Here is a 25,270-nt window from a genome sequence, read left to right on the forward strand (position 1 = left end):
CGGGTCCGGTGGGGGTTGCCGGTTCTCGTGGGGGTCCGGTGGGGGTTGTCCGCTCTTGTGACGCAGCCGGCGCCGTGCCGTCGCGTCGAGCGCGTTCTCGCAGCAGCATTCACTGTTTCAAACAGCGTCCCGATCATACCAGAATCGGCGCACCCTGTCGCGCGCCAGAGATATGCTGAATTCGGGAGTATGCAGATAGAATTCTGCGCAGCGAACGCCGTCCGGTGCGATCGGCTCGGCCTCAAGCTGCGGCAAGACCCTGACCCCAGCCCTCTCCCTACGGGAGTAGGGAGTTCTCTCGCGCGCTAAAGCTTCCGCACCGCTTCTGTCATCGCCTTCAGGATGGTCACCGCGGAGGCGGCGCCGGGGTCGATGTGGCCGAGGGCGCGTTCGCCGAGGCGCGAGGCGCGGCCCTTGGTGGCGAGCATGGCCTTGGTGGCTTCGGCGCCTTCCGCAGCGGCAGCGAGAGCGGCTCCGAGGCAGGCGACGGCACCGTCGCCGCGCGCCTTGGCCGCCTGGATTGCGTCGGCGGCGGGGAGCCAGGCATCCATCATGGTCTTCTCGCCGCGTTCGGCCTTGCCGCGGTCCTGCATGCCCTTGGCCATCGCCGCGATACAATCGGCCAGCGCATCGCGGTCGATGGTCGCCTTGCCCTTGACCGCCGCGCCGGCGCGCATGAAGGCGGTGCCGTAAAGGGGGCCCGAGGAGGCGCCGACCGCGTTCAGGAAGGACTTCGCGGCGGTGTTGAAGACCGTTGTGGGATCGGCGCCGGGATCGAGTTTGCCCAGGGCCTCGTTCACCGCCGTGAAGCCGATCGACATGGTGACGCCGTGGTCGGCATCGCCGATGACGCCGTCCAGTTCGGAGAGCCGGCCCTTGTCGGCCTCGATCGCATCGCCGATCGCCTGGAAGAGGCTGCGGAGGTTGGCGGCGGTGAGTTCGGTCATGATCAACCCGCCCGGAACATGGCGCAGTCGCAAGGATGGTCGAGCAGGCCGGTCAGCTCGTCGTCGAGATGGAGCAGCGTGATCGAGGCGCCCGCCATTTCCAGCGAGGTGCAGTAATTGCCGACCCAGGTCTGGTGGATGCCGACCCCGGCCTGGTCCAGCCGCTGCTTGACCCGGCGGTTCAGCAGATAGAGCTCCATCAGCGGGGTCGAACCCAGCGAGTTCACCAGCACCGCGACCTTGTCGCCCGGCTTCGGCTTCATCTCGCCCAGGATGCGGTCCATGATCTGGTCGGTGACGGCATCGGCGGTCTGGATCGGGCCCTTGGCGACGCCGGGCTCGCCATGGATGCCCATGCCGATCTCCATCTCGTCGGGGCCGAGCTCGAAGTTGTATTTCAAGGTCTGCGGCAGGGAGCAGGGAGCGAGGCAGACGCCCATGGTGAAGGTGCGGGCGTTGGCCTTGCGGGCGATCCGCTCGCATTCGTCCAGGCTCATCATCGTGTCGCAGGCCGCACCCGCGATCTTGAAGATGAAGAAGTTGCCGGCGACGCCGCGGCGCTTCTCCTTCTGGTCGATCGGCGCCGAGGCGATGTCGTCGGTGGTGAGAACGGTGCGGACCTCGATCTCGTCCATGCCGGCCATTTCCGCCGCCATGTCGAAGTTCATCACGTCGCCGGCATAGTTGCCGTACATGAACAGCACGCCGGCCCCGCCGCTGGCGGCCTTGGCGCATTCGTAGATCGGGTCGGGCGGGGGCGAGGCGAAGACATTGCCGATCGGGCAGGCATCGGCCAGGCCCTTGCCGACGAAGCCGACGAAGGTCGGCTCATGGCCCGAGCCGCCGCCGATCACCAGGCCGACCTTGCCCTTCCGGGGACCATGGACCGCGACCACGGCGCGCGGCGAACCATCGACCTGCCGCACATGGTTCGGGTGGGCGGCGACGATCCCTTCGAGCATCTCCTCGATGATCACCTTGGGATCGTTGATCAGCTTCTTGGTCTTCATGGACCTTCCTTCCTGCCGCCTTGTTCTTCTTATTGCCCGTTGCCTAGAATGATGTTGAAAACATGCCCCGGCATGTCGCGTCAAGCCAGGGTTACCGAACGGGGGAGAGCGAGATTTCCATGCGTTATGACGTTTCGATCATCGGGTTGTACATCCTGGACGTGCTGGGCCGGCCGGTCACCAAGATCCCGGACCGCGGCAATGTCGAGTTCATCGACGAGATTCGCCTGACTGTCGCCGGCACCGCCGGCGGCACCGTGGTCGATGCGGCGAAGCTGGGGCTGAAATGCCTGGCGGTCGGCGCGGTCGGCGACGACGAGAAGGCGGATTTCGTGATCGCCACCTTGCAGAAGTTCGGCATTGACGCCTCGGCGATGCAGCGCCTCAAAGGGATCCCGACCTCGGCCACCATCCTGAACGTCCGGCCGAACGGCGACCGGCCGGCTCTGCATGTGCGCGGCGCCTCGGACCATTTCGACGTAGCGCCCGCGGATTACGACAAGGTGTTCGACGCGCCGATCGTGCATCTCGGCGGTACCGGCTTGCTGAAGAAGCTGGATGGCGAGCCGAGCCGGGTTCTGCTGCAGGAGGCGAAGAAGCGCGGCCGGACCGTGACCTTCGATCTCATCGCCGCCAATGCCCAAACCATCAAGATCGTGAAGCCGCTGCTGCCCTATATCGACTACTTCATGCCTTCGATCGAGGAAGCCAAGGACATGTCGGGGCGGGGCAGCGCCGAAGACTGTGCCAAGTACTATCTCGACCAGGGCGCCACCTGCTGCGTCTTCACCCTCGGCGGCGAGGGGGCTTTCTACGCCCATAAGGACGGGACGCGGTTGAAAGTGCCGGCCTATGACATCAAGGTGGTGGACACCACCGGCTGCGGCGACGCTTTCGACGCCGGCTTCATCACGGCCTTGCACCGCAAGATGGACCCGGAGCAGTCTGTGCGCTTCGCGCAGGCCGCGGCGGCGCTGGTCGCCACGGGATTGGGCTCGGATGCCGGGATCGTCTCCTTCGACGACACGCTGGCGCAGATGAAGAAGTGGAGAGTGAAGTCATGAAGATCGTTTTGGGCGCCGACAGCGCCGGCAAGCCGCTGCTGGACGTGATCGCCGCGCATCTCAAGACCAAGTCCGGCCTCGAGGTCGTGGACTTGAGCAAGCAGGGCTTCTACGCCGACATTTCCGACGGCGTTGCCAGCGCCATCGTGGACGGGAAGTTCGAGCGCGGAATCTTGTGCTGCGGCACCGGCATCGGCGTCTGCATCTCGGCCAACAAGGTGCCGGGCATCCGCGCGGCGCTGACTCACGACACCTATTCCGCCGAGCGCGCGGCCAAGTCTAACAACGCGCAGATCATCACCATGGGTGCAAGGGTGATCGGGCCGGAGCTCGCCAAGGCGATCGTCGATGCCTGGCTCGCCTCGCAGTTCGACCCCAAGGGCGCCTCGGCCGACAACGTCAAGGCAATCGACAAGCTGGATCAGAAATACGCGAAGACGACGGCCTAAGGTCATCGCATAGGCCTATCCTCATTCTCGTCATCCTCCGCGAAGGCGGAGGATCCACGAGTTTTTCTCCGTCGCTAGAAACTCGTGGATGGTCCGCCTTCGCGGACCATGACGAATGTAGAGAACAGCGTGTTATCGCGACGCAGCAATCGGGCCCGGTCCGCAAAAACCGGGCCCGAAGTGCTTCCGGCGCGCTTGACAAAAGCCGCGGCCCGGCATTGAATTAAACAGATGTACGCGACCTGAACATAAGTTCAGGCGGAAGAAACCGGGCAGGAAGCGCAGAACGTGGCGGGCAACGATCGTGGCCTCGCGGCTCGTGCCGCATGGCTATCGTTCATCGGCGGCTATACCCAGGAAGAGATCGCGCAGCGGCTCGGGCTTTCGCGCGTCAAGATCAACCGCCTGATCGCCGAGGCCACCGAAGCCGGCCTGGTCCGGGTCTTCGTCGAAGGCACCGCGGCGGAATGCGTGGCGCTGGAAGACAAGATTGCCGCGCATTGGAAGCTCGACTTCTGCTCGGTCTCGCCCACCGTCGATGGCGGATTGCTGCCGCTCAGGACCCTGGCTGCGGCCGGCGCGCATTACCTGCACGGCGTGCTGGAGCGCGGCGACGCGAAGGTGATCGGCGTCGGCCATGGCCGGACCCTGGACGAAGTGGTGAAGTATCTGCCGCGGGTCGAGCGGCCCGAGGTGAAGTTCGTCTCGCTGTTGGGCTCGCTGACCCGGCATGCCGCCGCCAACCCGTTCGACGTGATCCATCGTCTGGCGGAAGTCACCGCCGCCGAATGCTACTTCATGCCGGCGCCGTTCTTCGCCGACTCGATCGCCGACAAGAAAGTCCTGCTCGGCCAGAAGGGCATCAAGGACGTCTTCACCCTGGCGAAATCCGCCGCGCTCTACGTGGTGGGCATCGGTGAGATCGGCGTCCACGCCCATATGCTCTCGACCCGTACCACCACCGAGAAAGAGCTCAAGGAAGTGAAGCAGGCCGGCGCGGTGGGAGAAGTGCTCGGCCGCTTCGTCGATGCCCAGGGCCGCGTGGTGCCGGCCGAGCTCAACGACCGCGCGGTCGCCATCAAGCTGGAAGATCTGAAGGGAAAGCCGGTCATCGCCATCGCCGGCGGCGCGGATAAGCCGCAGGCGATCATGGCGGTGCTGGAGAGTCGGGTGATCTCGGGCCTTATCACCGACGAAGACACTGCCAAGGCCATCGTCGACCTGATCAACGCCGGTGAGAAGGCCGGTGAGACCAAGAAGTCCAAGCGACAATAGATGGAGAGGAGATAGCCATGTACGAGAAGGGACGCGACTTAACCACCCGATTCGTGAAGGGTGAGATCAGCCGCCGCGAGATGCTGAAGGGCGCCAGCCGCCTGGGGCTCGGCATCGCCACCACCAGCTTCCTGCTGAACCAGGCGATGAGCCAGGCGATGGCCGCCGACTTCGACTGGATGAAGTTCAAGGGCACCAAGCTGAAGCTGCTCCTGAACAAGCATCCCTATGCCGACGCGATGATCGCCAACATCGACAGCTTCAAGACCATGACCGGCATGGATGTCAGCTACGACATCTTCCCGGAGGACGTCTATTTCGACAAGGTGACCGCGGCTTTGTCCTCGGGCTCCAGCGAATACGACGCCTTCATGACCGGCGCCTACATGACCTGGACCTATGGCCCGGCCGGCTGGATCGAGGACTTGAACGCGTATATCAAGGATCCCGCCAAGACCAACCCGAACTACAACTGGGAAGACGTGCTTCCAGGCCTGCGCGCCTCGACCGCCTGGAACGGCGTTCCCGGCGGCGCACTCGGCTCCGACGACGCCAAGCAGTGGTGCATCCCCTGGGGCTTCGAGCTCAACAACGTCTCCTACAACCGCAAGCTCTTCGAGAAGGTCGGGGTCGAGCCGCCGAAGAACCTCGAGGACATGGTCGGCGTCGCGGCCAAGATCACCAAGGATGCCGGCGGTCCATACGGCATCGGCGTCCGCGGCTCGCGCTCCTGGGCCAGCATCCATCCGGGCTTCCTGTCGGGCTATTCCAACTACGGCCAGCGGGATTTCGACGTCTCCGACGGCAAGCTCAAGGCCGCGATGAATACGGCGGAGTCGAAGGCCTATCACAAGCTCTGGGTCCAGATGATCCAGGATTCCGGGCCGAAGAACTGGTCGACCTACACTTGGTACCAGGTCGGCACCGATCTCGGCGCCGGCGCCTCGGGCATGATCTTCGACGCCGACATCCTCGGCTACTTCATGAACGGCGGCGACAACAAGGAAGCGGGCAACATCGCCTATGCGCCCTTCGCCGCCAACCCGGCGGCCAAGGCCCCGACGCCCAACGTCTGGATCTGGTCGCTGGCGCTTTCCAGCTTCTCGAAGCAGAAGGACGCAGCCTGGACCTTCATGCAATGGGCGAGCTCGACCGAGCATGACCTGTTCGGCGCCCGCAAGATGGACTTCGTCAACCCGGTCCGCGCCTCGGTCTGGAAGGACGCGGAGTTCCGCGCCCGCATCGACAAGTCCTATCCGGGCTACCTCAACCAGTATGAGACCTCGTCCGAGGGCTCGAAGATCTACTTCACGGCCCAGCCCCTGTTCTTCGACCTGACCACCCAATGGGCGGAAACGCTGCAGAAGATGGTCGCAAAGCAGGTGCCGATCGACGAAGGCCTCGACCAGCTCGCGGCCAACATCGACAAGCAGCTCAAGGATGCCGGAATCGGCGGCTAGTCCCTCCCTGCCGAAGCGCAGCCCGGCCGGTCTGGTGCCGGGCTGCGCCCTTTTTTCCGCCCGGACCTTGCGATACGATCACCTGAAGCCCCAGAGATGAGCCTCGCCTCCGTGTCAGAAACCGGCGCCCACCCCGTCCGCAAGCGGCCGTTCCTCCGGCATGCCTTGCCCTATATCCTGAGCCTGCCGGCTTTGCTCGTCTGCATCGGCATCCTCATTCCCTTCGTGACGGCGGTCTATTACTCGCTGATGCGGTTCCGGCTGAACCTGCCGGCGATGAAGGGCTTCATCTGGTTCGACAACTATTGGAATTTCCTGAGCGACGCCGCGTTCTGGAACACGGTCACGGTCTCTCTGGTCTATGCGTTTCTCACCGTCGGCGTGGAGCTGGGCTTGGGGCTGGGGATCGCCTTGCTGCTGCTGAAGCCGACCCGCTTCAACAACCTCGCCTCGATCCTGCTGCTGCTGCCGCTGATGACCGCGCCGGCTTTGGCCGCGCTGATGTGGAAGCTGATGACCAACCCGAATTTCGGAATCCTGAGCTATCTGGTCAGCCTGATCGGCCTCACCGATTTCAAATGGGCATCGGACCCTTCGACGGCGCTGCTGACCGTGACCCTGGTCGATGTCTGGGTCTACACGCCCTTCATCATGATTCTGCTGCTGGCCGGACTGCGCTCGCTCCCCAAGCAGCCTTTCGAGGCGGCGGCGCTGGACGGCGTACCCAGGAGCTTCGTCTTCTTCCGCATCACGCTGCCGATGCTGATGCCCTACATCATCACCGCGTCGCTGTTCCGCCTGCTGGATTCGATCCAGCAGTTCGACATCGTCTATTCGCTGACCCAGGGCGGCCCGGGCGATACCTTGATGGTGTTCCAGGTCCAGGCCTATCTCGAGTTCTTCCAATACACCAATGTCGGCCGCTCGGCGGCGCTGATGATGGTGCTCTGGGCGATCACCTATTTCCTGTCCAACGTCTTCATCAAGCAATGGCTGAAGCTGCGCGAGCGCGCCCGAGGTGTTTCATGATGAGAGCCTCCTGATGGAACAGGTCTCCACCCTGGAACGCAGCATCCGGACCGTGCTGATCGTGCTGGTCCTGGTGTTCTTCCTGTTTCCGATCTTCTGGATCCTGCTGATGTCGTTCCAGAACAACGACCAGATCCTGCGGATTCCGCCGAGCATCGTGTTCGAGCCGACGCTCGACAACTATCTCACCCTGATCACCGGCAAGCTGCAGACCACCGCCGGCAATCTCGACATCGCCTTCCTGAAGAATCTCGGCAACTCGCTGCTGCTCTCGACCGGCTCGGTAATCCTGTCGCTGATCCTCGGCGTGCCGGCGGCCTATGCTTTCGCGCGGTTCAAGTTCCGCTTGGGCGAGAACATCGCCTTCACGCTGTTGAGCTTCCGTTTTGCGCCGCCGCTGCTGGTGCTGCTGCCCTTGAGCCTCTACTTCAAGCAGCTCGGCCTCACCGACTCCTATTTCGGCCTCATTTGGATCTACCAGCTGATCTGCCTGCCGCTGATCCTCTGGATCGTGCGCGGCTATTTCGAGGATGTGAGCCCGGACATCGAGCATGCCTATCGCGTCGCCGGCCATTCCTGGTGGACCACCTTCCGCAAGATCGCGATCCCCCTGGCGCGGCCGGGTATCGCGGCCGCTGGGTTGCTGGCCTTCATCTTCGCCTGGAACAACTTCGTCTTCGCGCTGATCCTGGCCTCGGCCGACAAGCAGCCGGTGACGGTGGGCGCGCTCGCCTTCGTGACCGCGTCAGGCATCCAGTACGGGCAGATCGCTGCTGCCATCGTGCTCTCGGTGATGCCGACCCTGCTGCTGGCCCTCTATGCCCAGCGCTACCTGGTCGAGGGTCTCTCCCTCGGCGCGGTGAAGGGGTGAGGTGATGAACAGACTCGTTCTCAGCCATATCTCCAAGGGCTTCAAGTCCGGCAAGGTGCTGGAAGATGTGAGCCTCGACGTCAATGCCGGCGAGATTGTCGCCATCGTCGGGCCTTCCGGCTGCGGCAAGACCGTGCTCTTGCGGATCATTGCCGGCTTGCAGGAACCGGATGGCGGCAGGGTCACGATCGACGGCGTCGACATGACCGAAGCTTCCCCGGAATCCCGCGGCGTCGGCATGGCCTTCCAGAATTTCGCCCTGTTCCCGCATTTCAATGCCTTCGACAACATCGCCAGCCCGCTGACCGCGCGGGCCACGCCGGCCGCGTCGCTGAAGGAGAAGGTCGGCGCGGTGGCGCGCCTGCTGAAGATCGACCATGTGCTCGGCCATGCGCCGCGCGAGCTTTCCAACGGCCAGAAGCAGCGCACCGCCCTGGCGCGGGCGCTGGTGGCGCAGCCCAAGGTGCTGCTGCTCGACGATCCGCTGCGCAACGTCGATGCCAAGCTCAGGTACGAGATGCGCCTGGAGCTGCCGCGCCTGCTCAGGAGCTACAACGCCGCGGTCATCTACGTGACCCAGGATTACAAGGAGGCGATGGCGCTCGGCGACCGGATCGCGGTGCTGCGGGCCGGCCGGATCGAGCAATGGGCGGCGCCGCGCGACGTCTATGCGACGCCGGCCTCGGTCGAGGTGGCGAAGCTGTTCGGCGATCCCACCATCAACCTGCTGCCTTCGAAAGTGGAGCAGGGCGAGATCCAGCTGCTGGGCCGCATTGTCCCGATGCCGCAGGCGGAGGGCGCCGTGCTGGCCGGGCTCCGCCCCGAACATCTCAGGGTCAGCCGCACCGAGATTCCGAACGGCATTCCCTGCGAGCTCGACGCCGTCATGCCGGTCAATGTGCGCAGCGTGCTCTATCTGCGCGGCCCCGCCGGCGAGGAGATCCTGGCGACGGTCGGCGAGAGCGAGGCCGCGAAGTTCGGCCGCGACCACCGCCAGGTCTGGATCGATTTCGCGCCGGAAAACGTCCTGCTGTTCGATGCGGCCAGCGGTGCCCGCATCGGCCATCCGCATTGAGTCAGGAATTCATGGCAAGCCTGTTGCTCGACAACATCACCAAGGTCTATCGCCCGCGCGGCAAGGCGCCGGTCGAGGCGGTGAAGCGCGTCCGGCTCGACGTCAAGGACGGCGAGATCGTGGCTTTGCTCGGCTCGTCGGGCTGCGGCAAGACCAGCATGCTCAGGATGATCGCCGGTTTCGAGGACGTGACCGAAGGCGCCATCAAGATCGACGGCAAGGAGATTCACAAGCTCGCCCCGGCGGAGCGCAACGTGGCGATGGCCTTCGAAGGCTATTCGCTCTACCCGCCGCTGAAGGTGCGCGAGAATATCGGCTTCGCCCTGCTGCGGCAGCGCGGTGCTGCGACCGATATCGACGCGCGGGTGAAGGAGGTCGCCGGTCTGCTGGAGATCAGCGACATCCTGGACCGCTATCCGGCACTCATCTCCGCCGGCCAGCAGCAGCGCACCTCGCTGGCGCGGGCGCTGATCCGCCGCGCGCCGGTCTCGCTGCTGGACGAGCCGATGTCGCAGCTGGAGCCGCAATTGCGCGCGATCCTCAGGGCGCGGCTCAAGGACTACCTGATCGCCCATAAGATGACGACGGTGTTCGTGACTCATGACCAGACGGAAGCCATTGCATTGGCGGACCGGATCGCGGTCATGGAGAAGGGCGAGCTGCAGCAATTCGGCACGCCGGATGAGATCAAGCAGAGCCCGAACAATCTCTTCGTCGCCAGCTTCATCGGCGAGCCGCCGATGAACATCTTTGCCGGCGAGGTGATCTCCGCCAGCGACGGCGTCGCGGTCAAGGGCTTCGGCCCGGACGGCAAGCCGGCTTTCGCGCTGGCGGCGCCCGGGCTCGAACTCGACGGCAGCCATGCGAACCGCAAGGTCCATATCGGCATCCGCCCGCATCTGATCCAGACCGGAACCGGCGCCGCCGACGCGACCGGTAAGGTCATCACCAACCACTGGCTCGGCGACCAGAGCCATATCTGCTTCGATGTCGGCGGCGCCACCGTGGTCGGCGTCACCGAGAAGCCGCTGGGGGCCAAGCCCGGCGACACGCTGCCGGTGGGCTTCCCGTTGCGCGCGATCCATCTCTTCGATCCCGAGACCGGCGACGCGCTGGCGCATGGCCTCGACCGGGCTTGAGCGGCGATGGCGCGTGACCTGATCATCGCGATGGATGCCGGCACCTCGGTGATCAAGGCGCTGGTCTTCGACCTCAAGGGCCAGCAGCTCGCCGATGCGTCGCGCCCGAACAGCTACACGACGGGATCCGGCGGCGCGGTCGAGCAGGACATGGCGCGGACCTGGACCGACAGCGTCGCCGTGCTGGCGGAATTGACCGGCAAGGTCACCGGCTTGAAGGAGCGCGCTGCGGTGCTGGCGATCACCGGCCAGGGCGACGGCACCTGGCTGATGGACAAGGACGGCAACCCCACGGCACCGGCCTGGCTCTGGCTCGATTCCCGCGCCGCCGGCATCGTGCATGAGATGGATGCCAAGGGTGTCCGCCAGAAGATGTATGCGCGCACCGGCTGCGGCCTCAACGCCTGCAATTCGAGCTCGCAGCTGGCCTGGATGCAGCGCCATACGCCGGAGATCCTGGCCCGGTCGGCGACGGCCAATCACTGCAAGGACTGGCTCTATTTCGGCCTGACCGGCGCGCATGTCACCGATGTGACCGAAGGCGTCTTCACCTTCGGCGATTTCCGCAGCCGCGACTATGTGCCGGAGATCCTCGACTGGATGGGCATCGCCGACCAGCGGCACCTGCTGCCCGAGATGGTCGACGGCACGCGCACCACGCATCCGCTGCAAGCCGGTGCGGCCAAGGCGACCGGGCTGCCGGAAGGCCTGCCGGTCTCCTTGGGCAGCGTCGATGTGGCTTGCACCGCGCTCGGCGCCGGGCTCTACGAGCCGGGTCGCCAGGTTGGCGCCACGATCATCGGCTCGACCTCGATGCATATGCGGCTCGAAGCCCGCGCCGAGGATCTGAAGCTGGCGCCGGAGCCCAGCGGCTACACCATGGCCTTTCCGGTGCCGGATGCGGTCTCGCGCATGCAGTCCAACATGGCGGCGACGCTCAACATCGACTGGATCGTCGATGTCGCCCGCGATGCCGCCCGCGCGCTGGGCCATGAGGTCGCGCGCAAGGACGCGCTGCTGGCCCTGGATTCGCGGGTGCTGGATGCCAAGCCGGGGGTCGAGATCTATCACCCTTATATCCACGAGGCGGGCGAGCGCGGCCCGTTCTTCAACGCCGATGCCCGGGCGCAGTTCATCGGCCTCTCGCAGAAGACCAGCTTCATCGACCTGGTGCGCACCGTCTACGACGGTCTCGTTCTCGCCGCGCGGGATTGTTATTCGGCGATCGGCGGCGCCCCCTCTGAAATAAGGATCGCCGGCGGCGCCGCGCGGTCGAAGGCGCTGAAGACCCTGCTGGCGAGCGGGCTCGGCGTGCCGGTGCGCGAGAGCACGCGGGAAGAGGCGGGGGCCGCCGGCACCGCGATGATGGCGGCGGTCGCGATCGGCGCTGAGCCGGACATGGCGAGTGCGGTCAAGACCTGGGTGACGCCTTGCCTCGGCGGCACGGTCCAGCCGGACCCGGCATTGCAGAAGCGCTATGACGAATTGTTCCCCATCTATGTGAAGACGCGGAAGATGATGCCCGAGATCTGGGCCGACCTCACCCGCGCGCGAACCAAGGCCTGAGTATGAACAAGCACCCAATTGCAATCATCGGCGACCATTTCATGAAAGCCGAGGCTTTCACCGAGGCGCTGAAGCGCGTGCCCGGTCTCGATGCCGAGGTGCGGACCCTGACTCTGCCCTGGCCGGACCAACCGATGAAGCACGGCTATGTCGACGGCGGGCTCAAGGGTTTGAAGGAATATCTCGGCGAGCCGGATGAGATCGCGCGCTTCGTCGATGGCGCCGAGATCCTGATCACCCATCTCGCGCCGATCAACGGCGAGATCCTCGATCGGCTGCCGAAGCTGAAGCTGATCGCCGTTTCCCGCGGCGGCCCGGTCAATATCGATGTCGCCGCCTGCAAGGCGCATAATGTGAAGCTGGTGAACACGCCGGGACGCAACTCCTCCGCGGTGGCCGAGTTCACCATCGCGGCGATCCTCAACGAGACCCGGCTGATCCGCGCCGGTCATGAGGCGCTGCGCAAGGGCGTCTGGCGCGGCGATCTCTACCGCTTCGACGTGATCGATTCCGAGCTCTCGGAGATGACCATCGGCCTGATCGGCTATGGCCATATCGGCACCAAGGTGACGCGGCTCTTGAAGCCTTTCGGCTGCCGAATCCTGGTCTGCGATCCCTATGTCCTGGTCTCGAAGGACGACCTCGCCGACGGCGTCGAGCAGGTCAACCTCGACCGCCTGCTGGCCGAGAGCGACGTGGTCAGCCTGCATGCCCGGGTCACCGAGGAGACCAAGGGCTTCCTGGCCGCCGCGCAGTTCGCGCGGATGAAGGCCGGCGCCTATTTCATCAACACGGCCCGCGGGCCGATGGTGAATTATGACGATCTCTACCAGGCGCTGAACTCCGGGCATCTCCGCGGCGCCATGCTGGAGACCTTCTGGCTGGAGCCGGTGCCGCCCGACGCGCCGCTGCTCAAGCTTGACAATGTGACGCTGACCCCGCATATCGCCGGCGCCTCCCGGACCACCGTGCGGATCGCCGCAAGGATGATCGCGGAGGAGATCCGCCGTTACGCGGCCGGCGAGCCGCCCTTGAACCCCTGCTAATCCGAAGTCATGGAGCGTTACGACATCCTGGTGGTGGGCGGCGGGATCAACGGGGCCGGCATCGCGCGCGATGCGGCCGGCCGCGGCCTCAAGGTGTTGCTATGCGAGCGCGACGATCTCGCGCAAGGCACCTCGTCGCGCAGCGGCAAGCTGGTGCATGGCGGGCTGCGCTACCTCGAATATTACGAGTTCCGCCTGGTGCGCGAGGCGCTGATCGAGCGCGAGGTGCTGCTGCGCGCGGCGCCGCACATCATCTGGCCGATGCGTTTCGTCCTGCCGCATGTCGCCGAGCAGCGGCCGGCCTGGCTGGTGCGGCTCGGCCTGTTCCTCTACGACCATCTCGGCGGGCGCGAGATCCTGCCGCCGGCGCGCGCCATCGACCTGCCGCGCGATCCGGTCGGCCAGCCGCTGAAACCTGAGTTCCGCAAGGCCTTCGAATACTCGGATTGCTGGGTCGACGATGCGCGTCTGGTGGTGCTGAACGCGCTCGACGCCGGAAAGCGCGGCGCCAGGATCCTGACCCGCACCGAGGTGATCGGCGGCAAGCGACAGGGTGACGGCTGGACCGTCACCTTGCGCGATCGCCGCAACGGCGGGGAGAGCACGGTCTCGGCAAGCTGCATCATCAATGCCGCCGGTCCCTGGGTCGAGCAGGCGCTGCAAGGCTTCGCCGGCACGACCAGCAGCCGGCGCATCCGGCTGGTGAAGGGCAGCCATCTGGTGACCAAGAAATTCTGGCAGGGCGACCAGGCCTATCTGCTGCAGAACGACGACAAGCGGGTCATCTTCGTGAATCCCTATGAGGGGGATCTCGCTCTTATCGGCACCACCGACATCGCGGTCGAGGGCAAGCCGGAGGATGCGCGGATCGACGATCGCGAGATCGACTATCTGCTCGGAGTCCTCAGCCGGTATTTCACGGCGCCGCCGGATCGAACTGATATCGTGCATGCTTTCTCCGGCGTGCGGCCGCTCTACGACGACAACGCCGAGAGCCCCTCGGCGGTGACCCGCGACTACATCTTCGACATCGATCCGAAGGAGCCGAGCGAGAGCAACGCGCCGATCCTCTCGGTCTTCGGCGGCAAGATCACCACCTACCGCAAGCTGGCCGAGCACGGCCTCGACCGCCTGCGCCCGGCCTTCCCAAAGATGGGCCAAGCCTGGACCGCGGGCGCGAGCCTGCCCGGCGGCGAGATACCGGGTGCGGATTTCGACGGCTGGCTGGCGGGGTTCCGATCGCGCAACGCCTTCCTTGCCGCCGACCTGGCGACGCATTATGGCCGGCTCTACGGCACGCGGGCCGATGCGCTGCTGGACGGCGCCCGCAGCATCGCCGATCTTGGCCGGCATTTCGGCGCGCTGCTCTACGAGCGCGAGGCCGACTTCCTCCGCCGCCATGAATGGGCGATCGAAGCCGAGGACATCCTCGACCGGCGCACTAAGCACGGGCTGCACCTGACACCCGACGAGCGCGCCGCTTTCAGCGCCTGGCTCGGCGGCGAGGTCCCACGCCAGCGGCTCAGCAACTAAGGCATGGCACAGGACCTCTTCCTCGGCATCGATCTCGGCACCGGCGGCGTGCGCGCCTGTGCGTTAGACGCCGATGCCCGGATCGTCGGCATCGCCACCACGGCACTGCCGGCGCCGCGCCAGGACGGCGATGCAATCGACCAGGAGCCGGCACTCTGGTGGGATGCCGTGGTCGAGACCATCGGCAAGCTTAGTGTCGATCGCGCGGCGATCCAACGCATCTCCGTCGATGGCACGTCGGGAACCCTGCTGCTCACCGACGGTGACGGCAAACCGCTGACGCCGGGGCTCATGTACAACGATGCCCGCGCCGGTGCGGAGGCCGCGCGGATCGGCGGCGTTGCACCGGCCGAGAGCGGCGCCCATGGCCGCAGCTCGGCGCTGGCGAAGCTGCTGCATCTGCTGTCACGCGGCGGCGACAAGGCGAAGCACGCGCTGCACCAGGCCGATTGGATCGCCGGGCGCTTGACCGGGCGCTTCGACGGCAGCGACGAGAATAATGCGCTCAAGCTCGGCTATGACCCGGTGACCCGGCGCTGGCCGGATTGGCTGGACCGGCTGAATGTTCCGCGCGCGCTGCTGCCGCAGGTCCGCGTGCCCGGCGCCGAAATTGGTACGATCGATCCGATGATGGCGCGGCGGCTCGGCCTCTCGTCGTCGACCCGGATTCATGCCGGCACGACCGACGGCGTCGCGGCCTTCATCGCCACCCGCGCCAGCGCGCCGGGCGATGCAGTGACCTCGCTCGGAACGACACTGGTGGTGAAGCTGCTGGCCGAGAAGCCGGTCTTCGCGGCCGACCAGGGGATCTATTCGCATCGGCTCGGCGACCGCTGGCTGGCCGGCGGTGCTTCGAACACCGGCGGCGCCGCACTGCTGGCGCATTTTTCGGCTGCCGAGCTGGAGGCGATGACGCCGAGGCTCAAGCCCGCGCAGCCGACCGGTCTCGACTATTACCCCCTGCCCAAGCCGGGTGAGCGCTTCCCGATCGCCGATCCCAATCTGCCGCCGCGGGTAACGCCGCGGCCGGCGGACGATGTGACCTTCTTCCAGGGCCTGCTTGAAGGCGTGGCCGCGGTGGAGGCGATGGCCTATCGCCGCCTTGGCGAATTGGGCGCCCCGGCCTTGCGGCGGGTGATCTCGATCGGCGGCGGCGCCAAGAACGCCGCCTGGAGCGAGATCCGGCACCGCCTGCTCGGCGTGCCGGTGACGATCGCCGAGCAGACCGAAGCCAGCTACGGCGCGGCGCTGCTGGCGCTGCATGCGGGGCCGCCATGACGCAAGTCATCACCGGCCTCCAGCAGATCGCCGATCGCTTCGACCATGTGCTGCTCGATCAATACGGCGTTCTGCATCACGGCAAGGATGTCTTCGCCGAGGCGCGGGACTGCGTCGCCGCCTTGCATGAACGGGGCAAGCGAATCCTCGTTCTCACCAATTCCGGAAAGCGGCCGGAAGACAACCTTGAGCGCCTCGCCAAGAAGGGACTGCCGGCGGAGTCCTATGACGGCGTGCTCTCCTCGGGCGAGGTCGCCTGGCAGGGCTTGCGCGACCGCAAGGCGGTGCCCTTCACCCAGGTCGGCCGGCGCTGTTTCCTGCTGAGCCGCGACGGCGACCGCGGCGTGGTCGACGGCCTCGACCTCGAGCTGGTGGCGCTCGGGGCGGCGGAGTTCATCCTGCTGGCGGGACTGGACGACGACCAGGCCGATCCGGGCGCCTGGACCGATCGCCCGGCCGGCGCGGCCGCGCGGAACGTGCTGATGATCTGCGCCAATCCCGACATCACCATGTTCTCGCCGCAAGGGCTGTTGCCGGCGCCCGGTGCATTGGCCCAGTCCTATGAAGGCCTCGGCGGCAAGGTCGCCTATATCGGCAAGCCCTATCGGATCATGTTCGAGGCGGCCCTGCAGGCGCTCGGCAACCCCGATCCGCGGCGTGTGCTGATGGTCGGGGATTCGCTCGACCATGATATTCTCGGTGGGCGCGGTGCCGGCATCCTGACCTTGCTGACCACCTCCGGCGTGCACCGCGAGGCGCTGGCCGGTTCGACCGATCTTGCCGCCAGCATCCGGCGATTGGCGGGATCGGAGGCGCGGATGCCGCATTGGGCGATCGATCGCCTGGTCTGGTAAGAGTTTTGGTGAGAAAGAGGACATGATGCAGCAACCCGGATTCCTCGACGACCTGCGCCGCATGTCGGCCCGCGTCGGCGCCAATATCCTGCTGGTGCAGGGGGCGGGCGGGAACAGCTCGGTCAAGCAGGACGACGTGCTCTGGGTGAAGGCCTCGGGCGCCTGGCTCTCCGAGGCCAAGGAGAAGGACATGTTCGTGCCGGTCGAGCTGGCCGGCGCGCGGGCGGCCTTGGCGGCGGGCAACGAGAAGATGCCGGTCGCCGGCGGCTTCGGCGAAGTCACCTTGCGTGCCTCGATCGAGACCTCGCTGCATGCGCTGATGCCGCATCCGGTCGTGCTGCATGTCCATGCCGTGAATACGATCGCCTGGGCGGCGCTGGAAGGCGTCGAGGCCGAACTGGAAAAGCGGCTGCAGGGTCTCGCCTGGCGGCAGCTGCCCTATCGCCGGCCCGGCCTGCCGCTGAGCCAGGTGGTCGCCGAGCACACCGCGAAGACCCGCGCCGACGTGCTGATCCTCGGCAATCACGGGCTGCTGGTCGGTGCCGAGACCTGCGATGCCGCCGAGGCGCTGATCGCCGATGTCGAACGCCGTCTCGAGCTGAAGCCGCGCAGCGCGCCGGCCGGCGATCTCCGGGCCTTGCATCGGATTTGCAGCGGCAACGCCTATCGCCCGGCCCATGACGAGGTCTGCCACGGCCTCGCCACCAACCCGCGGAATTTCGCGCTCGCCACCAAGGGCTCGCTCTATCCGGACCATGTGGTCTTCCTCGGGCCGGCCTTGCCGAGCCTGGCCGCAGACGGCGATCTCGCGCAGCTCGTCGCGCAGGCGGAGTCGCAGTCGGTGCCGCCGCCGGTGGCGCTGCTGGTGCCGGGGGCCGGCGCCGTTATCCGCCAGGATGCGAGCGCCGGCGCCGAAGCGATGCTGGTCTGCCTCGGTCTGGTGGTGGCGCGGTTTCCGGACGGCGCGAAGCTGCGCTACCTGCCTGCGCCGGAAGAGCAGGCCTTGCTCAACTGGGATGCCGAGCGCTATCGCCAGCAGATGATGAAGGCGCGCTCGGCCTAATAGAGGATTTCGACCCGCGCCTTTTGGAGTGCGGCGCCCAGCTCCGCCGGCGGCGGCTGGTTGGTCACCAGGCGGTGGATGTCGGTCAGCGGGCAGACCACCTCGAGATTGGGCAGCTCGAACTTCGAATGGTCGAGCAACAGGATATGCTCCTGCGACCGCGCCATCATCGCGCGCTTGATTGCCACGGCGCTGGAATGGACGTCGTTCGGCCCTTCCAGCGTGATGCCACTGGCGCCGATCACCGCCCGGTTGGCGTTGAAGCGCGCGAGATAGGCGAGCGTGTCCGGTCCGGTGACGCTGCCTTCGTGCGAATCGTACTGGCCGGGGCAGGAGAGGACGGTGATCGTCGGGTTGGTCGAGAAGGCCATCGCCACCGCGAAGCAGTTGGTGACGATGGTGAGGTTCTTCGCCTCCGCGGCCAGCCGCCGGGCGAAATGCAGGGTGGTCGAGCCGGCGTCGATCATCAGCACTTCGCGGGGCTCGATCAGGCCGGCGGCGGTGGCGGCGATCCGCTCGCGCTCCTCGGTCATCGCGTTGAAGCGCTCGTTCCAGGCCGGCTCGAAGCCGAACGGGCGCACCACGGCGCCGCCATAGGTGCGGTTGATCAGGCCGCTCTGGCCCATCTCCTCGAGGTCGCGGCGAATCGTCTCATAGGAGACGCCGAGCTCGGCGGCGAGATCGGAAATTCGGATCGTCGTAGAGACCCTGAGCTCGGTCAGGATCCGGTCCTGCCGGTCTTTCTTGGAGAGCTTAACCACTTCGTTCATCGCCACGTGCAACGCCCCCTGGCTTCGGTGGCAGCCAGATTGGCGAGGGCCGACGACTTTGGCAAGAATCCTCGTGCCGCGACATCATCGCGCGGGCTCCAGGTCGTCCCGGATGGCGGCAAGCTGCGACAGGACCGAGCCCATGCCGGGCGCGTAGCTGCCGTCCAGCACCGCCGAGCCGACAGTGAAGGCGTCGGCGCCGGCCTCGCCGATGGCGCGGATCTGCGCCCGGGAGACGATGCTGCCGGCGACGATCAGGCGCTTCTCGCCGAGCCCCTTCTTGGCCGCGCGAATCAAGGCGATTGGATCGGCCTCAGTCGCGCGATAGGCCAGCAGGTCCGCGCCGGCGCAACCCTTCGCCACGAAGTCGCGGCAATGCGCCTCGATATCCGGCGGCGTTCCGGCGAGCTTGGTCGGGTGCCCGCGCGGATATCCGGCGAACGGGTAGAAGCGCGCCTCCGCCTTACGGAGGATGTCCTGAATCGCGACGACATCGGTGCCGCCCAAGACGCAGTCGACTCCGAGATCGGCCGCGATATGGGCCGAGGCGAGGCAGGTCTCCGGCGTGGTGCTGACGACTTCCATGTAGCTCAAGGCGCCGCTGGCGCGGATCTCGTCACGCAAAGCTGCCAGGGTGGTCGGGGAAACCCCGACATCCTTGAAGCCGATATGCTTCAAGCCGAGCGGCCGGATCAGCCGGAAGAGATCGAGGCAGTCGGCGACCGTCCGATCCTGCCGCGTCAGCATGAAGATGAAGTCCATTGAGGCCTTCGGCCAGAGATGTTTTGCGTTACACAGTCACTCTGTTATAGTTGTGTGAAGTTACAGATAGTGATGTTGAGATTCAACAGTCCTGATGTTTAGCGTCCGCCGAATGGAAAAGTTGGCGGGAGACGCGAGATGAAGCGGAATCTGTTGCTGGGATCGGCGGCGCTGGCCTTGCTGGCCGCGACCTGGGGTGCTGCCCGGGCCGAGCCTTCGGCCGCGCTAATCGAGGCCGCGAAGCAAGAGGGCGAGCTGACGATCATCGCCGTGCCGCATGACTGGTGCCGCTACGGCGACGTGATCGATTCCTTCAAGAAGCAATATCCCTTCCTGACCCTGAACGAGCTCAATCCCGATGCCGGGTCGGGCGACGAGATCGAGGCCATCAAGGCCAACCGGGGCAGCACCGGCCCGCAGGCGCCGGACGTGATCGATGTCGGCCTTTCCTTCGGTCCTTCGGCGAAGAAGGACGGCCTGCTGCAGCCCTACAAGGTCTCGACCTGGGATTCGATCCCGGACGAGCAGAAGGATCCGGAAGGCTACTGGTACGGCGACTAGTACGGCGTGCTCGCCTTCGAGGTGAACAAGGACCTGATCAAGAATATCCCCGCCGATTGGCCGGACCTGCTGAAGCCGGAATACAAGGACCAGGTGGCGCTGGACGGCGACCCCCGGAGCTCGAATGAATCGATCCAGGCGGTCTTCGCCTCGGGCCTGTCGTCCACCGGCGGCGAGATCGACAAGGCGGCCGATGCCGGGCTGCAGTTCTTCAAGCAGCTGAACCTCTCGGGCAACTTCGTGCCGGCCAGCGGCGGCGCCTCGACCCTGGCCTTAGGCACGACGCCGATCGTGATCCGCTGGGATTATCTGGCGCTCGGCGATCGCGACACGCTGAAGGGCAATCCCGAGGTCGCGGTCGTGGTGCCGAAGACCGGCATCGTCGCCGGCGTCTATGTCCAGGCGATCAGCGCCTATGCGCCGCACCCGAACGCCGCGAAGCTCTGGATGGAGCATCTCTATTCCGATGAATCGCAGCTTGCCTGGCTGAACGGCTATTGCCACCCGGCGCGCTTCGACGACCTGGTGAAGCGCAACGTCGTGCCGCCGGCGCTGATGGAGAAGCTGCCGCCCGCCGACAACTATGCCAAGGCGCTGTTCCCGACCCTGGAACAGCAGGGCAAGGCCAAGGAGATCATCACCCAGCAGTGGGATAGCGTGGTCGGCGTCAACGTGACGACCAAATGACGCCTAGAGGTGCGCTTCCTCGATGTCCTCGCAGGAATAGCCGAGGTCGTTGAAGCCGCTCTCCAGGAAGTCGCCCAGCAGCGGTGTGCCGAGCAGGTATTCCGCCGTCCCCTTGACACCGCGCTGGCGGGCCTGTTCCTTGGCCTCTTCCCAGTCCTCGGCGTCGTAGTCGCCGCGGCCGATCCAGGTCATCGCCACCAGGTCGGAAAGCTCATCCTCGTTCAGCGCTTCGAGCGTGCCCATGAGCTCGGCATAGGTCGGGTCGTCGCGCCGGTCCTCCAGCACGTCGATGTCGCCGTCGTCGGAGGGGTTTGAGCCGGAATCCGTGTCCTCGGGATCGACCTTCACGTCGAACTCCCGCGCCTTGACGATCAGGAAGCATACCGTCTCTGGATCCACCACCAGCTCGACCGGGTCTTCCGCTGCGTCTCTCTCAGGCCGTTTCGCCATCCCTTCCTCCGTCTGGTTTCGCTCGCTCAACGATCCCACTGCGCGGCGGTTCCACCACCGCCGCCGCCGAACTGTCACATTCCGGCGTTACTTTGTCCCGCGGATCGAAGGGGAACCGGAATATGCAGATGCACGTCACGATGCCGAACCTCAAACCCGAAGGCAACAGCATGCCGGATATGCCGGTGCTCGACCTGCCGCTGATCGAGGGGACGCCCGCGAGCCTCGCCGGTTACGGCGAGGTCGTCAGCGACCCGGAGAAGCAGATAATCGAGATCGTGCGCTGGCCGGCGCAGGGCTGGCGCCCGGTCGATCCCAACAGCGGCGACGAGGGCGGCACCACCGAAGGCATCTTCGCCTGCCAATGGGTCGGCGACATCCTGAAGGCCCAGAACCATGCGGTCGGCGGCGACTATGTGCTCGGCTGGAGCTGTCTGCCGAGCCAGGCCTCGGAGACCAACGCGACCCTCGGCCGGCATCGCGCGCTGATGTGGCGCGCGAACTATCATCCCGATGGCGGGCAGATGTTCTTTCCGCTGGAGAAGGCGCCCTTCGTCGTCCCGCTGGCCCTGCCCGGCGACGACGTGACGCCGCAGGACTTCAAGGCCTTCTGGTTCGACGGCTCGAAGGGGCTCTATCTTCACCCCAACGTCTGGCATGACGGCGTCTTCCCGGCCACCGACATCGGCCGCTATTTCGGCCGCCAGGGAAGGGTGCATGCGCGGGTCAGCGCCAACTTCCCGAACGAGTTCGGCTGCTATCTCGGCGCGCCGCTCATCCGGTAACCGAGCAGTCTAGCGGTCGAAATCCACGGCGACGGTGTTGCCGCCGCTGATCACGATGCCCACGCGCTCGCCGTCCTCTGGCTGGTAGCGGCCGGAGAGCAGGGCGGCGGTGGCGGCGCTGCCGCCGGGTTCGCCGACGACGCGGAGCACGTCCCAGAGCGCTTTCTGCGCGGCGCGGATCGCGTCGTCCGCCACCAGCACGACCGCGGCGACGTGATCGCGGGCGATCGGGAATACTTCTGCGCCGATCTGCTTCGGCGCCAGCGAATCCGCGGCGATGCCGCCGGCTTCGGCATCGACCGGCTTACCGGCGGCCAGCGCCTTGGTGAGAGTCGGCGCCAGCTCAGGCTCGACGCCGACCACCTTGACCTTGCCGCGATACCAGGCGGCGATGCCGGCGATGAGGCCGCCGCCGCCGACGCCGACCAGCAGGGTGTCGATCTCCGGCGCCTGCTCCTCCAGTTCCTTGGCGAGGGTGCCCTGGCCCAGCATGGTCTCGCGCTGGTCGAAGGCATGGACGGTGAGCGCGCCATGCTCCTTGGCCCAGGTCTCCGACGCGGCATAGGCGTCGGAATAGCGCGCGCCGCCGACGATGAGATCGGCGCCGTAGCTCCGGATGCGGGCGATCTTCGCCGGGGAAGAGATCTCCGGCACATAGATCCGCGCCGGCACGCCCAGGCGCTTCGCGGCAAAAGCGACCGCGGCGCCGTGATTGCCGCCGGAAGCCGCGACCACGCCGGCCTTCGGGATCTCGCGCGTCAGCAGATGGGTGAAGGCGCCGCGGCTCTTGAACGAGCCGGCATGCTGCATGAGTTCGAGCTTGAAGGTCAGCGGCCTGCTGGGCAGGCCGAAATCCGCCGCATCGACCGCGATCACCGGGGTGCGGCGGATATGGGGACGGATGATGTCCGCGACGGCGGCGATCGCCGCGCGGTCGAAGGGCTGTTCGGTCATGCGGAATCCATTGCCGCGGCTGCGGCCTTAGAGAGAAAAGGAAGCCGCAGGATGCCCGATCAGCGCTGGTTGCGCCAGCGGCTGACCACGTTCTGCAGGAAGGAATCCGAGCTGACCTCGGTGGCCCAGGCGGTCGAGAAGGGCGCGGTCTTGCTGCGCGGGCGGCCGTCGCTGGGCAGCTCGTCGAAGCAGATCCGGGTCGGGATCGGCACGCCTTCGCCGACCGCAATCGCCTCGGCGTTGCGCAGCGACGGCAGCTCGTCCAAGAGGCCGATGCCGGATTCCGGCATGGCGGCGCGCAGGAATTCCTGGTCCTTCTGGTTGCTCATCCGGAGCGCGAAGATGGTGTTGCACTGGGAGAGCACGGTCGAGGCCAGCTCCGACGGACGCTGGCTCACCAAGCAGAGCGAGACGCCGTATTTGCGGCCTTCCTTGGCGATGCGCGAGAGCGCGCGCTTCGTGGGCTCGAAGATGGTCTTGTCTTCGGAGGGCGCGTAACGGTGCGCTTCCTCGCAGACCAGCAGGATCGGCACGGTCTGGTCGCTCCAGAGCGCGAAGTCGAAGGTCATGCGGCAGAGCAGCGAGACCACGACGTTGAGGACTTCCGAGGGAATGCCGGAGGTGTCGATCACGGTGACCGGCTTGTCGCGGACCGGGATGCGGAACAGGCGCGAGAGGATCGCCGCCATGTTGTCGCGCACGGTGACGCCCGGGAACATGAAGGAGAAGCGGCGGTCGGATTGCAGGCTGAGGAACTGCTCGCGAATCCGCAAGTAGGGCGCGGAATCGACCGGCCGGTCGAGCTTGCCCATGGCTTCGTCTAGCAGCTGGGTCACTTCCGACAGGCGGTAGGGCACCGGCGTATCGACGGTGACCGTCGAGGTGGTATCGCGGACCGCCAGCAGGTTGCGCTTCGCCTGCACGATCACCTGATGGAGGATGACGGAGTCGATTTCCGGCGTCTGGCTGGCGTCGCCGATGATCAGCTGCTTCATCTCCTCGAAATTCAGCAGCCAGTAGGGCAGCTGCAGGTCAGCGGGCGTGATCTGCTCGGCCATGTCGCCGAAGGCCGGCGCGAACTCGTTGTGCTGGTCGAGGACGACGATATGCGCCTTGCTGTGCGCGGCCAGGATGTTCCTGAGGATCACGGCGACCGCGCAGGACTTGCCGGTGCCGGTGGTGCCGAGCACGGCGAAATGCTTGCCGAGGAGCTCGTCCACCATGACGCAGGCCGGGATCGACTTGTCCTGGTTGACGACGCCGATCCGCACACCGTTGTCGCCGGCGCGCATGAAGACCCGGCGCAAGTCCTCGCGCGAGGTGTGGAAGACGCCGTCGCCGAGGCCCGGGAAGGTGGAGACGCCGCGGCGGAAGATGCCGTCATGCTCGATCTCGCCGATGAGCTCCAGCTCCATGATGCGGAGCTCGGCCTTGCCTTCGATCTGCTCGGGGATCGGAATGCTCAAGCCGGTCACCAGGCCGAAGGCGATGGTGGTGGAGGTACGGACGTTGACGACCTCGCCGATGTCCGGCTTGCGGCTCGCCGGGTTGTCGTCATCGCCGCCGATATGCTGGTCCAAGAGCGTGATCAGCTGGCTGCCGGAGACCGACACCACGCGCCCGATGCGCGTCGCCTGGAGATCTGCGGTGAGAGGAGCGGCTTCGTTCATCTGGTCAGACTTTCCGGAGACGGCTGGTGGGCATGTGCGGGTGAAGCGGCGCGGGTGCGATCCGGCGGGAAGCGAACCGTGACGGTGGTGCCGCTGCCGGGCTCGCTGTCGATCTTCAGGGTGCCGCCGTGCATCTCGACGAAGCCCTTGCTCAAGGGCAGGCCGAGGCCGGTGCCCTCGTATTTGCGGCTCAAGTCGCTGGAGACCTGGGCGAACGGCACCAGCGCCTTCCAGATGTCCTCCTCGGCGATGCCGATGCCGGTATCCGAGACCGAGACATTGAGCCAGCCGTCGGGCGCGACCGCGGCGGAGAGCGTCACCTTGCCGCCGCGCGGCGTGAACTTGACCGCGTTGGAGAGCAGGTTGATCAGGATCTGCTTGAAATACTGCTGGTCGGCATAGAGCTGCGGCAGGGTCTCCGACATCGAAACGGCCAGGGTCTGCCCGGCGCCGTCGGCCTGCGGCCGCACGAAGGAGACCGGGATCTCGACGGCTTCCGCGGGGCTGAACCATTCCTCGTGCAGCTCGGCGCGGCCGGCTTCGATCTTCGCAAGGTCGAGGATGCGGTTCACCTCGCGCAGCAGGTGCTCGCCGGCGGTGTGGATGTCCTTGGCATAAGAGGTGACCCGGGCCGGGTTGGTCGCCTGGGCCGGGTTGGTCATCAGCTGCGAGAAGCCGATGATCGCGTTCAGCGGCGTGCGGAGCTCGTGGCTCATATTGGCGAGGAACTCGGTCTTGGCGCGGTTGGCCGCCTCGGCGCCGAGCATCGCGGCATGCATGATCTCGGCATTGCGCTCGGCTTCCTGGCGGGCGGCGACCAGTCCCATCTCGGCGTGGTGGCGGCGGACCAGGATGCCCAACTGGCTGGAATATTCGGCAAGCAGCGACCGGCGGCCGGAAGACGGACGAAAATACGGTCGCATAACCCTTTCCTCCGCTCCCTCGATCGGGCGCAACGGCGCCCAACTCCCC

Annotated in this window: 25 protein-coding genes; 17 read left to right on the plus strand and 8 right to left on the minus strand. The window is 66.1% G+C overall.

Annotated elements, in window-relative coordinates; all coding sequences use genetic code 11:
* Positions 1-305 precede the first annotated feature (305 nt).
* Both dhaL and ACH2CY_RS00130 read right to left on the minus strand, forming a co-directional pair.
* Positions 306-947 (minus strand): dihydroxyacetone kinase subunit DhaL, encoded by a 642-nt coding sequence (gene dhaL, locus ACH2CY_RS00125; protein ID WP_395014568.1) that lies wholly within the window; start codon positions 945-947, stop codon positions 306-308.
* A 2-nt stretch (positions 948-949) separates the two neighbouring features.
* Positions 950-1,957 carry a dihydroxyacetone kinase subunit DhaK gene (locus ACH2CY_RS00130; protein ID WP_395014571.1) on the minus strand — a complete coding sequence of 336 codons (1,008 nt, stop codon included), beginning with the start codon at positions 1,955-1,957 and terminating at the stop codon, positions 950-952.
* Between the two features lie 119 nt (positions 1,958-2,076).
* On the opposite strand from ACH2CY_RS00130, the gene ACH2CY_RS00135 reads away from it, so the two are divergent.
* The 14 genes from ACH2CY_RS00135 to ACH2CY_RS00200 all read left to right on the plus strand — a co-directional run bounded on the left by ACH2CY_RS00135 (position 2,077) and on the right by ACH2CY_RS00200 (position 17,659).
* A complete protein-coding gene (locus tag ACH2CY_RS00135) occupies positions 2,077-3,021 on the plus strand; it encodes a carbohydrate kinase family protein (RefSeq protein ID WP_395014574.1) in 945 nt (314 codons plus the stop codon).
* Entirely contained in the window at positions 3,018-3,470 is a 453-nt protein-coding gene (locus tag ACH2CY_RS00140) for an RpiB/LacA/LacB family sugar-phosphate isomerase (RefSeq protein WP_395014576.1), read from the plus strand. The genes ACH2CY_RS00135 and ACH2CY_RS00140 overlap by 4 nt, the downstream gene beginning before the upstream one ends.
* Positions 3,471-3,758: 288 nt before the next feature.
* Positions 3,759-4,745 (plus strand): sugar-binding transcriptional regulator, encoded by a 987-nt coding sequence (locus tag ACH2CY_RS00145; RefSeq protein ID WP_395014578.1) that lies wholly within the window; start codon positions 3,759-3,761, stop codon positions 4,743-4,745.
* Positions 4,746-4,762: 17 nt separating this feature from the next.
* On the plus strand, positions 4,763-6,205 hold the full coding sequence (locus ACH2CY_RS00150; RefSeq protein WP_395014580.1) for an extracellular solute-binding protein: 1,443 nt from the start codon (positions 4,763-4,765) through the stop codon (positions 6,203-6,205).
* A gap of 96 nt (positions 6,206-6,301) precedes the next feature.
* Positions 6,302-7,234: a carbohydrate ABC transporter permease gene (locus ACH2CY_RS00155; RefSeq protein WP_395014581.1), complete on the plus strand. Its 933-nt coding sequence runs from the start codon at positions 6,302-6,304 to the stop codon at positions 7,232-7,234.
* A 13-nt stretch (positions 7,235-7,247) separates the two neighbouring features.
* Positions 7,248-8,105 (plus strand): carbohydrate ABC transporter permease, encoded by an 858-nt coding sequence (locus ACH2CY_RS00160; protein WP_395014584.1) that lies wholly within the window; start codon positions 7,248-7,250, stop codon positions 8,103-8,105.
* Positions 8,106-8,109: 4 nt separating this feature from the next.
* Positions 8,110-9,180, plus strand: a complete 1,071-nt coding sequence (locus ACH2CY_RS00165; protein WP_395014587.1) for an ABC transporter ATP-binding protein — start codon at positions 8,110-8,112, stop codon at positions 9,178-9,180.
* An 11-nt stretch (positions 9,181-9,191) separates the two neighbouring features.
* Positions 9,192-10,319 carry an ABC transporter ATP-binding protein gene (locus tag ACH2CY_RS00170; RefSeq protein ID WP_395014589.1) on the plus strand — a complete coding sequence of 376 codons (1,128 nt, stop codon included), beginning with the start codon at positions 9,192-9,194 and terminating at the stop codon, positions 10,317-10,319.
* Between the two features lie 6 nt (positions 10,320-10,325).
* Complete coding sequence (locus tag ACH2CY_RS00175) at positions 10,326-11,885, plus strand: FGGY family carbohydrate kinase (protein ID WP_395014591.1); 1,560 nt, start codon at positions 10,326-10,328, stop codon at positions 11,883-11,885.
* Positions 11,886-11,887: 2 nt separating this feature from the next.
* On the plus strand, positions 11,888-12,931 hold the full coding sequence (locus ACH2CY_RS00180; RefSeq protein ID WP_395014592.1) for a 2-hydroxyacid dehydrogenase: 1,044 nt from the start codon (positions 11,888-11,890) through the stop codon (positions 12,929-12,931).
* A gap of 9 nt (positions 12,932-12,940) precedes the next feature.
* A complete protein-coding gene (locus tag ACH2CY_RS00185; protein WP_395014595.1) occupies positions 12,941-14,464 on the plus strand; it encodes a glycerol-3-phosphate dehydrogenase in 1,524 nt (507 codons plus the stop codon).
* A 3-nt stretch (positions 14,465-14,467) separates the two neighbouring features.
* Complete coding sequence (locus ACH2CY_RS00190) at positions 14,468-15,742, plus strand: FGGY-family carbohydrate kinase (RefSeq protein WP_395014597.1); 1,275 nt, start codon at positions 14,468-14,470, stop codon at positions 15,740-15,742.
* Positions 15,739-16,596: a TIGR01459 family HAD-type hydrolase gene (locus tag ACH2CY_RS00195; protein WP_395014600.1), complete on the plus strand. Its 858-nt coding sequence runs from the start codon at positions 15,739-15,741 to the stop codon at positions 16,594-16,596. Before ACH2CY_RS00190 ends, ACH2CY_RS00195 begins: the two co-directional genes overlap by 4 nt.
* Before the next feature lie 22 nt (positions 16,597-16,618).
* Positions 16,619-17,659: a class II aldolase/adducin family protein gene (locus tag ACH2CY_RS00200; protein WP_395014602.1), complete on the plus strand. Its 1,041-nt coding sequence runs from the start codon at positions 16,619-16,621 to the stop codon at positions 17,657-17,659.
* On the opposite strand, the gene ACH2CY_RS00205 is transcribed toward ACH2CY_RS00200, so the two are convergent.
* A complete protein-coding gene (locus ACH2CY_RS00205; protein WP_395014603.1) occupies positions 17,656-18,429 on the minus strand; it encodes a DeoR/GlpR family DNA-binding transcription regulator in 774 nt (257 codons plus the stop codon). The two genes, ACH2CY_RS00200 and ACH2CY_RS00205, sit on opposite strands and share 4 nt — an antisense overlap.
* Positions 18,430-18,513: 84 nt before the next feature.
* The gene (locus tag ACH2CY_RS00210; RefSeq protein ID WP_395014605.1) at positions 18,514-19,191 is read right to left on the minus strand and encodes a hypothetical protein; all 678 of its coding nucleotides are present in this window, start codon (positions 19,189-19,191) and stop codon (positions 18,514-18,516) included.
* Positions 19,192-19,329: 138 nt separating this feature from the next.
* Here ACH2CY_RS00210 and ACH2CY_RS00215 point away from each other — a divergent pair, with 138 nt between their 5' ends.
* Both ACH2CY_RS00215 and ACH2CY_RS00220 read left to right on the plus strand, forming a co-directional pair.
* Complete coding sequence (locus ACH2CY_RS00215) at positions 19,330-19,752, plus strand: hypothetical protein (RefSeq protein ID WP_395014607.1); 423 nt, start codon at positions 19,330-19,332, stop codon at positions 19,750-19,752.
* Between the two features lie 6 nt (positions 19,753-19,758).
* Positions 19,759-20,439, plus strand: a complete 681-nt coding sequence (locus ACH2CY_RS00220; protein ID WP_395014609.1) for an ABC transporter substrate-binding protein — start codon at positions 19,759-19,761, stop codon at positions 20,437-20,439.
* A gap of 3 nt (positions 20,440-20,442) precedes the next feature.
* Here ACH2CY_RS00220 and ACH2CY_RS00225 read toward each other — a convergent pair whose 3' ends face one another.
* On the minus strand, positions 20,443-20,889 hold the full coding sequence (locus ACH2CY_RS00225) for a DUF3775 domain-containing protein (RefSeq protein WP_395014611.1): 447 nt from the start codon (positions 20,887-20,889) through the stop codon (positions 20,443-20,445).
* A gap of 122 nt (positions 20,890-21,011) precedes the next feature.
* On the opposite strand from ACH2CY_RS00225, the gene ACH2CY_RS00230 reads away from it, so the two are divergent.
* The gene (locus tag ACH2CY_RS00230; protein ID WP_395014614.1) at positions 21,012-21,674 is read left to right on the plus strand and encodes an ureidoglycolate lyase; all 663 of its coding nucleotides are present in this window, start codon (positions 21,012-21,014) and stop codon (positions 21,672-21,674) included.
* A 9-nt stretch (positions 21,675-21,683) separates the two neighbouring features.
* On the opposite strand, the gene ACH2CY_RS00235 is transcribed toward ACH2CY_RS00230, so the two are convergent.
* From ACH2CY_RS00235 to ACH2CY_RS00245, 3 genes are read right to left on the minus strand one after another with little or no spacing between them, the layout of a single operon-like run.
* Positions 21,684-22,628 (minus strand): threonine/serine dehydratase, encoded by a 945-nt coding sequence (locus tag ACH2CY_RS00235; protein ID WP_395014616.1) that lies wholly within the window; start codon positions 22,626-22,628, stop codon positions 21,684-21,686.
* Between the two features lie 59 nt (positions 22,629-22,687).
* Complete coding sequence (locus tag ACH2CY_RS00240) at positions 22,688-24,298, minus strand: ATP-binding protein (protein ID WP_395014619.1); 1,611 nt, start codon at positions 24,296-24,298, stop codon at positions 22,688-22,690.
* Positions 24,295-25,221, minus strand: coding sequence for a sensor histidine kinase (locus ACH2CY_RS00245; protein WP_395014621.1), 927 nt, complete (start codon positions 25,219-25,221; stop codon positions 24,295-24,297). The genes ACH2CY_RS00240 and ACH2CY_RS00245 overlap by 4 nt, the downstream gene beginning before the upstream one ends.
* Positions 25,222-25,270: the final 49 nt, after the last annotated feature.

The organism is Dongia sp. (assembly GCF_041905885.1).
Classification (GTDB): domain Bacteria; phylum Pseudomonadota; class Alphaproteobacteria; order Dongiales; family Dongiaceae; genus Dongia.